The 12,218-nt window shown below is 58.7% G+C and carries 11 protein-coding genes; 8 read left to right on the top strand and 3 right to left on the bottom strand.

Going from position 1 to position 12,218, the window contains the following annotated elements:
• Positions 1–22: 22 nt before the first annotated feature.
• A complete protein-coding gene (locus tag EI291_RS02955) occupies positions 23–466 on the top strand; it encodes a hypothetical protein (protein ID WP_125417792.1) in 444 nt (147 codons plus the stop codon).
• Positions 467–601: 135 nt separating this feature from the next.
• Here the strand turns inward: EI291_RS02955 and EI291_RS02950 are convergent, their stop codons facing one another.
• Entirely contained in the window at positions 602–1,486 is an 885-nt protein-coding gene (locus tag EI291_RS02950; protein WP_125417789.1) for an SDR family NAD(P)-dependent oxidoreductase, read from the bottom strand.
• 192 nt (positions 1,487–1,678) lie between these two features.
• Here EI291_RS02950 and EI291_RS02945 point away from each other — a divergent pair, with 192 nt between their 5' ends.
• Positions 1,679–2,269: a GNAT family N-acetyltransferase gene (locus tag EI291_RS02945; protein ID WP_125417787.1), complete on the top strand. Its 591-nt coding sequence runs from the start codon at positions 1,679–1,681 to the stop codon at positions 2,267–2,269.
• Between the two features lie 5 nt (positions 2,270–2,274).
• On the opposite strand, the gene EI291_RS02940 is transcribed toward EI291_RS02945, so the two are convergent.
• On the bottom strand, positions 2,275–3,426 hold the full coding sequence (locus EI291_RS02940; RefSeq protein WP_125417784.1) for a hypothetical protein: 1,152 nt from the start codon (positions 3,424–3,426) through the stop codon (positions 2,275–2,277).
• Positions 3,427–3,609: 183 nt separating this feature from the next.
• On the opposite strand from EI291_RS02940, the gene recA reads away from it, so the two are divergent.
• The 5 genes from recA to EI291_RS02915 all read left to right on the top strand — a co-directional run bounded on the left by recA (position 3,610) and on the right by EI291_RS02915 (position 8,964).
• Positions 3,610–4,719, top strand: a complete 1,110-nt coding sequence (gene recA, locus EI291_RS02935) for a recombinase RecA (RefSeq protein ID WP_125417781.1) — start codon at positions 3,610–3,612, stop codon at positions 4,717–4,719.
• A gap of 373 nt (positions 4,720–5,092) precedes the next feature.
• A complete protein-coding gene (locus EI291_RS02930; RefSeq protein ID WP_125417778.1) occupies positions 5,093–5,923 on the top strand; it encodes a DUF3108 domain-containing protein in 831 nt (276 codons plus the stop codon).
• Positions 5,924–6,238: 315 nt separating this feature from the next.
• Positions 6,239–6,940 carry a response regulator transcription factor gene (locus EI291_RS02925; protein WP_240635358.1) on the top strand — a complete coding sequence of 234 codons (702 nt, stop codon included), beginning with the start codon at positions 6,239–6,241 and terminating at the stop codon, positions 6,938–6,940.
• A gap of 135 nt (positions 6,941–7,075) precedes the next feature.
• The gene (locus EI291_RS02920; protein WP_125417776.1) at positions 7,076–8,167 is read left to right on the top strand and encodes a sensor histidine kinase; all 1,092 of its coding nucleotides are present in this window, start codon (positions 7,076–7,078) and stop codon (positions 8,165–8,167) included.
• 83 nt (positions 8,168–8,250) lie between these two features.
• On the top strand, positions 8,251–8,964 hold the full coding sequence (locus EI291_RS02915; protein WP_125417773.1) for an RluA family pseudouridine synthase: 714 nt from the start codon (positions 8,251–8,253) through the stop codon (positions 8,962–8,964).
• 75 nt (positions 8,965–9,039) lie between these two features.
• Here the strand turns inward: EI291_RS02915 and EI291_RS02910 are convergent, their stop codons facing one another.
• On the bottom strand, positions 9,040–10,446 hold the full coding sequence (locus EI291_RS02910) for a hypothetical protein (protein ID WP_125417771.1): 1,407 nt from the start codon (positions 10,444–10,446) through the stop codon (positions 9,040–9,042).
• A 166-nt stretch (positions 10,447–10,612) separates the two neighbouring features.
• On the opposite strand from EI291_RS02910, the gene EI291_RS02905 reads away from it, so the two are divergent.
• A complete protein-coding gene (locus tag EI291_RS02905; protein WP_125417768.1) occupies positions 10,613–12,145 on the top strand; it encodes an ArnT family glycosyltransferase in 1,533 nt (510 codons plus the stop codon).
• Positions 12,146–12,218 lie beyond the last annotated feature (73 nt).

Raw genomic sequence — 12,218 nt, 5'->3', positions numbered from 1 at the left:
CTAATTTTTAATTCCTCAAAAAATGGAAGCAGCCGGTTACTACCAGCAGTTTGAGCGCAACCTGGAAATCATTCTGAGCGGCCTGGAAGCCGGCCTCGATGTGCGTACTACGGCCCTGAATACCTCCCTGCCGCTGGAAGTGTACGTGCTGAGTGAAGTGCTGAACCAGGGCGGCGGCCAGTTTCGCCTCACCACCGAAACCCCGCTGGAGCGCCTGCGCGAGTTTTACACCCAGTTCCGCCAGAACGAAGCAGGCAATGAGGCCCTGCTTCAGCGCATCCTGGATGATAAAAAAGCCATGATGCGTACGCCCGAAGGCCGCGTCCTGACCAAGGAAATGTTGATTCGCCGCCTGGAGTATTTCAACGAAGCAGCCCGCCAGATAAACGTGATGCGCAACCAGCGCGCCCTCGGCAGCCCGCCCCAAAGCCGCTCCGGCGTAGGTACTGCCTTGCAGAAAGGCTAACCCACGGTTGAAGACCTAAAACGAAAAAGACTTGCCATGCTGGCAAGTCTTTTTCGTTTTCCGAACAGCTTGAAGCAGAATAAATCGGCCACACAATCCGTAAAATTCGCGGCATAGCCCGCGTAATCAATGGGCTTAGTTCATGGATGCCAGTGCCTCTTTGCGCACTTTGGTGTTGCCCTCTTTGGAGTGGCTGAGCTGAAGCTGGCCGGCGGGTTCCTGCTTAAGGTGGGTGGGCACCTCGTCGCCGGCGGCGCTTTTGGAGATGGTTACGCCCCCATCCACGAAATAGGTAGCACCGGTTACGTAGCTGGCTTCGTCGGAGGCCAGGAACAGGTACACATTGGCTACTTCCTCGGGAGTGCCACGGCGGCCCATGGGTACGCCGGATACCGTATTCTTTTCCATTTTCTGGTTCATGGGGCCGCTTTCCTTGTGCGTCCAGGCGGTATCAATGGGGCCGGGGCCTACGCAGTTCACGCGTACCCCGTGCTTGGCCTGCTCCACGGCCAGGCCCTTGCTGAACGTCATCACCCAGGCCTTGGTGCCGCCGTAGGGCGTAATCATGGGGGAGCCCATGTGCCCGGCTTCCGAGCCGGCTGATACGATGTTGCCCTTGGTTTTCTGCAGCTCCGGCAAAGCAGCCCGGCTCATCATAAACACCGAGTAGATATTATTCTTGATCATGTACTCGAAAGCCTCTACGGGGTACTTATCCAGCTCCGAAGTGGCCGGAAACACGCCGGCGTTATTTATCAGGATATCCAGCTTGCCAAACTCCTTTACGGCAGCCTTCACGCAGGCTTCGGCGGCTTCCTGCTGGGAGATGTCGCCGAGGTAGCCGATGGCGCGGCCCCCTTCAGCCTGAATCTCATCTACCACCTCCCGCACGGGGTCCGACTCGAGGCCTACTACCACCACGGCCGCCCCTTCGCGGGCAAACCGCTTGCTGATGGCTTCTCCAATACCGGAGCCGCCGCCGGTTACAATGGCTACTTTATTCTGAAGTCTGGTTGACATAAGACAGATCGTAAAAAATGACAAAAACCGGCTCGTGAAAGTTGGACCATTACCGTCCAGCTTACTTCGTAGCCGCTGCATTTTCAACGATTTGCCGGCGTTGGAGTTACTGTCCTGTTAAGATGCCACGTCATTGGAATGCCGTTTTCTGCAGTTTCTGCGTAGTATCGGTCGTCTCAGCTCCCCGAAATCATGTACGCTGCCCCGCCCTTATCTGCCCCTGCGGATACTCCGCTGCTCACGGCCCGGCTGGAGCTTCGTCCGTACCAACCCACCGATTCGGACACCTTTTTCGCGCTGATTGACCAGAACCGGGAGCGGCTCCGGCCTTCGTTTCCAAACCGAGAAGCCGCCGTGTCGAATCCGGCCGCGGCCGGACAGGTCATTAGCCAGTTTCGCCACGACTGGGTGGCGGGCCGCTTGTACGTGTTCGGCATCTGGCACCAGCAAACGCACGAGTACCTCGGCGACATCAGCCTGAAGCCCAATTGGACCGCTCCCATCACCGCCGAAATTGGCTATTACCTGGCGCAGGCGGCCGAAGGTCAGGGCTATGCCCGGGAGGCACTGGCCGCGGCCGTCACGTTTGGATTTGGGGCTCTTCAGGTTGGTCGGCTACTCATCCGGTGCCGGGCCGGCAACCCGCGCAGCTGCGCCGTGGCCGAAGCCGCCGGTTTTCAGCCATTGCCGCCCCGCCCCCGGCCCTGGCCGCTGCGGGCCTTTACAACTTCCGATATCCTGTATTTCTCGTTGCGGCGGCCGACGGACTTACCAGTTGCCTGACTGAATTACTCCCCGCGCACCGTACCCAGTAGAAAGCTCTGGCTGAAGTTCAGGTACAGCGCAAAGGAGAAGTCGAACAGCCCGTTATTCAGGTCGTACAGCGGTTCCAGGCGCGTTGTAAGCACCACATTGCCAGGCAGCTTATAATCTTTAATAGCCCGCAGAATCAGCAGCTGCCGGCTCTTTTCAGTGTAGTTCGGGTCGGCCACTGATACGGATACTGACTGGTACAGCCGCCCGCCGATGGGCGAGATGTAGCCGCTGCCCTGCCAATACGCCAGCTGCAGGTTGGTCAGGCGGGTATCGAGGCCGGCGTTCAGGTACAGGCCGGTGCCCCGCTTGTAGGGCAGCTCGTAGGTGAAGGAATAGTCATGGAAATAGGTGACGTAGCCATCAAAATGGGCCGCCTGCACAAAGCGAGAAGCTAAAGCCCGCCGCACCCGCAGGCCGGTAGCCACGTTGAACAGCGTCTGCAGGGGTCGATCCACGGTATCCAGCTGCCCGCCGCGGTGGGTGGCCGTAAACTGGAACGGCAGCTTCAGCAGCCACCCGGTAGAGTCGCCCAGCAGCCGCCGTTCCACGCTCAAGCCGCCGGCCACCTGCTCCTGGTAATTGCTGAAGCGGTACTGCTGCCGCCGCCAGTTCACCCAGGCATCCAGAAAGGTATAGTTCGTCAGGTATTGATACTGGGTACCTTCCTCCAGCCGGTCGGTCAGTACCCGCTCAAAGTCATACATCGGCTCAATGTAGCCGTGCTGCAGGTTACCCTCAATGTTGCCGAATAGCAGCCGGTGGGGGCCGTTGGCGTATTTCAGCGTAAACAACGGCCGTACCTGCCGAAACCGGAGCGTACCGTAATCCTTCTGCAGAAAGATGCCTGCTTCCAGCCGCAGGTTGGCCGCCGGAAAATAGACCAGCCGCGGAGCCAGCTGCGCCCCGAAGTAAGTCAGGCCGGGGTCTATCTTGTTGAAATACTCATTGTCCTTATTGAACAGCAGCCCATGCACATCCAGCCGAATCTGCCGCTCATAGCCCGGGCCTAGGGGCAGCCGATTATAAAAAGCCCGGTTATCCAGCTGCGCCCAACCGGCCTGCACACTTCCCAGCCACGCTACTACCGTCAGTATCAGGACAGTAGCCAACCGGTGTTTTTCCAAAAATTTTAGCACGGAAAGAATCTGCTAAATCCGACGAATTTTTTTAGCATTGCGGGCACAAAATATAGTCCGGCGGCGTTACCATGAGCCTACCCACTCCGGCTACTCCGGTGGGTTGCGCGGGGCCCGCAAAAGGCCTACATTCACCAAACCTACGCATTTCCAATCCAACCCCTCTCTATAATGGCTGCAACCACTGAAAAGGCCGAAAAAGCAGAAAAAACTGCCGCAAACCCGCAAGCTGAAAAACTGAAGGCGCTCCAGCTCACCCTGGATAAGCTGGATAAGAGTTACGGCAAAGGCACCGTCATGAAGCTCAGCGACAACAAGGTGATGGACGTAGAAGTCATCAGCACCGGCTCGTTGGGTCTGGATATTGCCCTCGGCGTAGGTGGTCTGCCTAAAGGTCGCGTAGTGGAAATCTACGGCCCGGAATCGTCGGGTAAGACCACGCTGACCATGCACGCCATTGCCGAAGCACAGAAGAAGGGCGGCATTGCGGCCTTCATCGACGCCGAGCACGCCTTCGACCCGCTGTACGCCAAAAAGCTGGGTATCGATACCGAGAACCTGCTGATTGCCCAGCCCGACAACGGGGAGCAGGCCCTGGAAATTGCCGACCAGCTGATTTCCTCCGGTGCCATCGACATCATTGTAATTGACTCCGTAGCCGCCCTGGTGCCGAAAGGCGAACTGGAAGGCGACATGGGCGACTCCAAGGTGGGTTTGCACGCCCGCCTCATGAGCCAGGCTCTGCGGAAGCTGACTGGTACCATCAACAAGACCAACTGCCTCTGCATCTTCATCAACCAGCTGCGGGAGAAGATTGGGGTAATGTTCGGCTCGCCCGAAACCACTACCGGTGGTAACGCCCTCAAGTTCTACGCTTCCGTGCGCCTCGACATCCGTCGGATTGGCCAGATCAAGGAAGATAAGGACAACGTAACCGGTAACCGCACCAAGGTGAAGGTGGTGAAAAACAAAGTGGCTCCTCCCTTCAAGGTTATTGAGTTCGACATCATCTACAACGAAGGCATTTCCAAAGTAGGTGAGATTCTGGACCTGGGCGTGGATATGGGCATTATTGCCAAATCCGGCTCCTGGTTCTCCTACGAAGGCAACCGCCTCGGTCAGGGCCGCGAAGGCGTGAAAACCGTGCTCCAGGACAACCCCGAGCTGGCCGACAAAATCGAAGCCCAGATTCGGGCCAAGGTGAAAGGCGCTCCGGAGGAAGCCCTGGCCGCCATTCCCGAGGACCGCTCCATGGACGACGACGAAACTGCCGAGCTGTAAGCCACTGCATTCGAAGAAAAGCCCGCTGTATGCTACAGCGGGCTTTTTTATTGGCCGGAGTTGTACAGCTAACAAAGCTTTTGGTACTACCCACCCCGCTGGGCAAAGCATGGTGAAGCATGGCGCGATGAGAACTTGCTCATCCTACCGGTTGACCCGATGCCCGGGAAGCGGCGGCAACCAGGCAGAAAACCGGTTGCGGGGCCGGCCCGTACCCCAGAATCCTACGCGACTACGGCCCGGTAAACTGCCTGACCTCTAAAAGGCGTAATCTGCGCCGCGAGAAGATATTTTTGCCCTGCCAGAATCCGACTATCTTTGCTGGCACCGCATTTGAGTAGGTACCGGCTACACTCCAACTTGCCGATTGTTCATGAACCGCCGCTGGCTTCCGTTTACGATACTCGCGCTGCCGCTGGCAGCTACTCTTACTGCGTTTGGCCCGGCCTCTGAACCCACCCGTACCATTGCCAACACCAGCTTTGAGCGGGGCGAAGTTTTGCAGTATAAAGTGCACTACGGCCTGATAAACGCCGCCGAGGCCACCATTGAGGTGGATGAGGATGTGCACCGCGTGAATGAGCGGCCGTGCTATAAGGCCACCGTTACGGGCCGCACTACCGGCTCCTTCGATTTTTTCCTGCGCATCCGGGACACGTGGCGTTCCTACATCGACACCACCAGCATTCTGCCCCAGCGCTTTTTCCGCAACATTGAGGAGAACAACTACCGCAAGCGCGAAACCGTGGACTTCGACCACATCCGGGACGTAGCCGATGTGGAAAGCCATAAGAAGAATAAAAACGACGTCAAGAAGGGCACGTTCAAAGTGCCCAACAACGTGCAGGACCTGGTCAGCGGATTTTACTACCTGCGCACCCTCAATTACGACCAGCGCAAGATTGGCGACGTTATCAAGGTCCAGGGCTTTTTTGACGAGGACGTGTTCAACATGGACGTCATCTACAAAGGCCGGGAGGTAGTGGAAACCAAGGCCGGCACCATCCGCACCATTCGGCTGGTGCCCAAAATGCCCAGCAATAAACTGTTTAAAGGAGAAAACGCCATTTCGGTGTACCTCTCCGACGACCGAAACAAAGTCCCGGTCCTGATTCAGGCGGAAATGTTCGTGGGCTCCGTAAAGGTGGACATGTACAAATACAAAGGCCTCCGAAACCGGCTGAATCTGGTGGCTCAAAAATGATGCTTGTGCGAAGCGGCTCCCGTTGGGGGCCGCTTTTCTTTTTTTCTGATTTGCCCTTTTGCTCTTACCAAGTACCTGATGCAAACAACGCTAGCCACCCGCCGCCGCCTGGTGATGCCGCCCCGCCGCCTGCCGGTAGCAGTGCCGGTACCCGCGCCGCCGCCCATTGTCGATTTTGTGTGGCCCATTCCGGGGCCGGCACCTCGCAAGGAAGCGGTTCGGCCGGTTGGTAACGAAACCATAATACGCCGCCCGCGCCGCCCGGCGGTACTTTTGTCGTCGCGCATTCTGTTTTACCCTAAACCTCCCCGCTCCGTGCAACCAACCGCCAACCCCAACGCTTACAAAATTCTGGTAGTGGACGATGACCCCGACATCGTGGAGCTGCTGGAGTACAACCTGCGCAAGGAAGGCTACGAGGTGGCCAGCGCCCCCGACGGCCGCAAGGCCCTGGAAGTGGCTCCCCAGTTTGGTCCCGATATTATTCTGCTGGACGTGATGATGCCGAACCTCGACGGCATTGCCGCCTGCCGCCAGCTGCGGGAGCAACCCAAGTTCAAGGACACGTACATCATCTTCCTCACGGCCCGGGCCGAGGAGTTTTCAGAGGTAGCGGCGTTTGATGCCGGGGCCGACGACTTCATTGCCAAGCCCATCAAGCCCCGGGCCCTGCTCAGCCGCCTGGCCGCCTTCGTGCGCCGCGACAAAGACCCGCAGCAGACGTCGGATACCATCGAAATCAACGGCCTCAAAATTGACCGCACCGGTTTTGCCGTGTACCAGGACGGCCGTAAAATCTCGCTGCCCAAGAAGGAGTTCGAGCTGCTGGCGTTCCTGGCTGCTTCTCCCCACAAAGTATTCGGCCGCGACGAGCTGCTGCAGAACATCTGGGGCAACGACGTATTTGTGCTGGCCCGCACCGTGGACGTGCACGTGCGCAAAGTGCGCGAGAAAGTAGGGGACCACCACATCCAGACCATCAAAGGCGTCGGCTACAAGTTCAACACGGATAATTAAGATTGCACGAACCAGCAGAACGTCATGCTGAGCTTGTCGAAGCATCTCTCCCGCCAAAGTAATTTCTAATTACCCTCGGTAGAGATGCTTCGACAAGCTCAGCATGACGTTTTTTTGTATTCTTCATTGCAAGCCATGAGATTCAACATTTCCTCCCGCACCATTGCCATCATCCTGTCGCTGCTGGTGGCGGCCGTGCTGACCACGCTGGCCTGGTTGGCCCCTACTCTACCGTTTGAGCAGGGCGTATTGGCGGCGGGAATTACCATAGCGGCCTGCTTTCTGCTGCTGTACCTGATGTTTGAAGCCCTGATTTTCCGGGAAATCAACAACATCTACGAAGGCCTGGAGAATATCAAGCGCAAGGAGTTTCGGCGCATGTCGAACAAGTTTCTGTTCCGGCCGGAGCCCCTCAAACGCATGCGCGACGAAATTCTGGACATGGCTCAGCGCAAGCAGCAGGAAATAGACGAGTTGAAGCGCCTACAGGCCCTGCGCCGGGAGTTTCTGGCCGATGTATCGCACGAGCTGAAAACGCCCATTTTTGCGGCCCAGGGCTTCGTGCACACTATTCTGGACGATGATGACGTGGATGAGTTCACCCGCAAGAAGTTCCTGCAGAAAGCCGCCACCAGCCTCGATGCGCTGGACGCGCTGGTGCAGGACCTGGTGACCATCTCCCAGCTTGAAAAGGGCGTGGTACGTATGCGCCGGCAGCGGTTTGAGCTGGGTCAGCTGGTACAGGATATTTTTGAGCAACTGGAACTGAAAGCGGCCCGCCGCCACGTGATGCTGGAGCTGATGCCCCAGACTACCTCCAGCCTTGTGGTTGCCGACCGGAACCGCATCCGGCAGGTACTCATCAACCTGATTGATAACGCCATCAAGTACGGCCGCGAAAACGGCCATGTGCGCGTGTCCTTCGCTGAAACAGGCAAACGCCTCCGGGTACAGGTGCAGGATGACGGTGAAGGCATTCCGAAGCAGCACCAGAACCGCATTTTTGAGCGGTTTTACCGCATTGATAAAAGCCGCACCCGTGAATCACGAGAGGCCGGCGGGTCCGGACTGGGGCTGGCCATCAGCAAGCACATTGTGGAGGCCCACAAGTCTGCTATTCGGGTGCGGAGCGAGCCGGGAGAAGGCACCACGCTGGAGTTTAAGCTGCCCCGCCCCCGCCACATACCGGAGCAAACGGCCTCAGGGGAAGTGAACGTGCCAGAGTAAAAGCCCCTGCAACACGTCCGTGGCTTTGCCTTTTTACTTTTTCACGTTGACTTGCGCCCAGCCCCGTACCTTTGCAGCTCTCTATGAAGCTGCCCAATTTCGACGACCTGATTCTGTTTGAGGACGAAGATTTCGTCATCATCAACAAGCCCCCCTACCTCGCCACCCTCGACGAGCGGTTTGGCGGTGCCCCCAACATTCTGCGCCTGGCCCGCGAGAGGTACGACGACGTGCAGGCCTGCCACCGCCTCGACAAGGAAACCAGCGGCGCTTTGGCCCTGGCCAAAAACCCGGCGGCTTACCGCCACCTGGCCATGCAGTTTGAGGACCGGCAGGTGAAAAAAGTGTACCACGCCGTGGCCTGGGGCGTGCACCAGTACGACGGCCTGCGCGTGGACCGCAGCATTGAAACCACCACGAAAGGCAAAGCCCGCCTGGCGTACAAGGGCAAGCCGGCCGTAACGCTGGTGCGCACCTTGGAGGCCTACGCCCGCCATACGCTGCTGGAATGCCAGCCCATTACCGGCCGCATGCACCAGATCCGCCTGCACCTGGCGTACCTGCAGGCCCCCATAGTGGGCGACGGCATGTATGGCGGCGACGACTTCTACCTGTCTTCCCTGAAAAAGAAGTTCAACATGAAGCAGGGCGAGGAGGAGCAGCCGTTCATCAAGCGCTTCGCGCTGCACGCCCGCCAGCTCACCTTTACCAAAATGGACGGTGAGCAGGTAACCATTGAGGCACCCTACCCCAAGGATTTCCGGGTACTGGTAGAAACGCTGCAGCAGTACCAATAACCCGCCTAGGCTCTCTATCAGACGCAGAAAAAGCGGCTCCTACGTATGGAGCCGCTTTTTCTGTATTGGACAAAATTAGATTTTCTCGAACACAGCTACTCGCACTGAGTCGGAAGCAGGCTTGCGGCGGTTGCGCGGCATGGCCTTGTACCAGCGTAGCCGCAACTGAGGGTTGGCTTTCAGCGCTTCCAGGGGGGTGCTGCCTTCTACCACGGCGTACCACTCATCCCAGAACACCAGACTACCGGCGGACAATGGCCACTGCTGCTCGTGCAGGGCTTCCGGCGCGCTATGGCGCGGGCCGAACGGATCCAGCTGCGTGGCTCTGGCTACGTACGGATGCCAGTACACCAGCTGCGCATTTGCGTGCGCATGGGTGGCCCACCGGGCAGCCTCATCAAGCAGCAGCTGGTCGGAAGCGCGGCCGAAGTCCCGCTCCCAACGGAAGGCAATGCGGGAGCCGCTGAACAGAAAACCCACCACCGCTACCAGCAGCACCACCCTGATCTGCCGCTGCCGCGTGGGAGCGTCGGAGAGCTGGCTGCACACCCACACCCCGCGCAACACCACCAGGCTCAGCAGCGGCACCAGGCTGCACAGCACCCGTATCAGGCCCAAAGACCCGAATAAATTAAACATCCAGAAGACCGTGTGGGCCGCCACAAACACCACAATACTCCCGTACACCAGCAGCACCTCCGCCGTAAATAAGTTGGGACGCAGCCGTTTGCCAGGCTTCAGCCACGCCCACACCATACCGCCGGCTCCCAGCCAGAACAGCCCGTACTGCACCCAGCCGATAGTGTCGGCCAGGCCCAGTACGAAATGCGTGATTTGTCCGGAGGCAAACGCATAGTCGGTGTTGTGAACCGGATAGGCGTTGCGCGTGAACACCCACAGAAAATCCTGGTAGACAAACAGTCCGGCCACGCCATACACTACAAAACCCAGCCCCAGCCACGGCAGTGCCCGCCACTGGCGGATAAGCAGCACATAGAGCCCATACACGGCCAGCAGCAAAAACCCCTCGGAGCGGGCAAAAGGCAGAAAGGATATAACAGCTGCGCCCCACGCTACCCGGCTGCGCAAGGCCAGCGCCACGGCCGCCATCAGCACAACGCTGAAGGTAGGCTCCGTCAGGCCCGAGAACTGAATGCGGAAGTAGTCGGCCGAAGCGTAGCAGAACACCATAGCCAGCCAGGGCCAGGGTAGCCGCAGCTGGCGGGCCGCATCGTAGGCCAGTCCGGCCGCCGCCGCTACCAGCGCGCACTGCAGCACCATCACGCCCCGTAACCCCAGCTGCGCCGGCCCCGCCATCAGCTGCACCACCAGCGGCTTCGACCACGACTCCAGGAAATTAACGGGGTGCAGGAAGGCGTAGCGCGCAAACAGGTAGTGCATGATACTGTCGCTGGAATCATACGTTCCCTGCGTCAGGCAAGCAGTGACCACCGAAAGGCCCAGTAGCAACCCGAGCAGCATATACGCATATGAATTGCTTGGCAGTGGCTCTCTGTTGCCAGAGCCAGAAGCGGAATACAGCATAGTACTCGTAAAAATATAACTACTCCCAGGGTTAGCCTACTTTTGCGCTTCTACTCTTAAAAATCACCTGGTGCCCCGTTCGTTTTCCTTGCTATCTACCATTATGAACTGGCCCCGGGGCTGGTTCTGGCCTTTGTTGATTGGGTTGAATTTCCTGCTACACGCGCCCTTTTTCAACCGCCCGCCCTCCAGCATCCACGTGTGGCGGCAGTGCAATACGCTGGCCGTAGCCCGCAACTTCTACGAAGAGGATATGAACATCCTGCGCCCCCGCGTAGACCGCCGCAACGATACCGACGGTGTAACGGGCATGCAGTTTCCCTCCTACGAGTGGGCGGTAGCGGGCAGCTACAAGCTATTTGGCTTTCACGAGGCCCTGCCTCGCCTGATCAACTGGCTCATTTACATGGCCGGGGTGGTGGCGTTTTACTTGCTGGTCCGGCAGATCAGCGGCCGGGCCTGGCTTGGGGCCGTGGGCGCCTGGTGCATGGCCTGGAGTCCGGAGCTGTTCTACCACGGCATCAACGCCCTGCCTGATATTCTGGCCCTGACAGCTTCCATTGCCGGCTTGTACTGGTTTGGGCAGTGGCGCACCACGCAGAAACCCGGCAACTTAGTGCTGAGCATGTTGGCCATTACGCTGGCGGGCCTGACCAAGCTGCAGTTTCTGGCCGTTGGGTTCCCGATTGCCGTGTTTGTGGTGCAGGATATCCTGAAGCGCCGGCTTGGTTGGGCACAACTGCTGCAGCTGGCCGGATTTGCGGTAGTAACGGTGGCAGTACCCTTAGCCTGGTATGCCTATGCCCTCCGTCTGATCGAAGCCTCCGGCCTTGCCGATTTCGGCATTGAGTTCCGCCCTGCCACCGATGCCGCCACAGCCCTCAATATCATCCGCAAAAACCTGATTTCCGACTTACCGGAGCTGCTGGTGGGTTACGGTACGCTGGGCCTGCTGCTGGCCGGCCTGTGGTTTCTGGCGCGCCGCACACCGGTGCGCCATCCGTGGTTTCTGCCGTTGTTGGTCTGGGGTCTGGGCGTGAGTGCCTACTATTTCATCGAGCTGGCCCAGATGAAGCTGCACACGTACTACCTCATGCCCCTGTTGCCCTTACTGCTGCTGATAGCCGTGTGGGGAGCCGCGCAGCTAGCGAGTATCCCCCGGGCCCGCCCCTGGCTGCTGGCTTTTCTGCTGTTTCAGCCGCTGTGGGCCACCATCCGCATCGATTGGGGCCGTTGGCTGCACCACAGCCCCGATGTAGCCCCGGAGCTGTTCAACCCCGTTACCCGGGCTCAGCTGGAAGCTGCCACCCCTGCCAACGTGCGCTGCCTTGTTGGCCCCGACAACTCGGGCTGCATCAGTCTTTACTACCTGCACAAAAAGGGCTTTGGCTTCGGTACCGCGGCCGATTTGCTGGCCCCCACCGCCTCAGGGCAGCTCTATATTGAGAGCTGCATTACCAAGGGAGCCCGCTACCTCTACACCAACGATTCAACGGTCCTGACTCATCCTACGCTGCAGCGCTACCTGGGCCGGCAGCTCAATCAAACCGGGGCGTTCCGGGTACTGGAGCTGCGCCACCCGGCCGTGTCAACGGCGGCGCTGAGTCCTGTTATCCAACCGGTTCAGAGACAATAATTACCTGCTGGCTTGCATATTGGCAGAAAGCCGGTAACTTTGTGTCCGTTTTCCCCGAACTGTGTTCGGCTTC

It is taken from the genome of Hymenobacter rigui (assembly GCF_003944715.1).
GTDB lineage: Bacteria > Bacteroidota > Bacteroidia > Cytophagales > Hymenobacteraceae > Hymenobacter > Hymenobacter rigui.
Note: the sequence above shows the minus strand (reverse complement) of the source record. Positions and strands in the feature narration are given on the sequence as shown.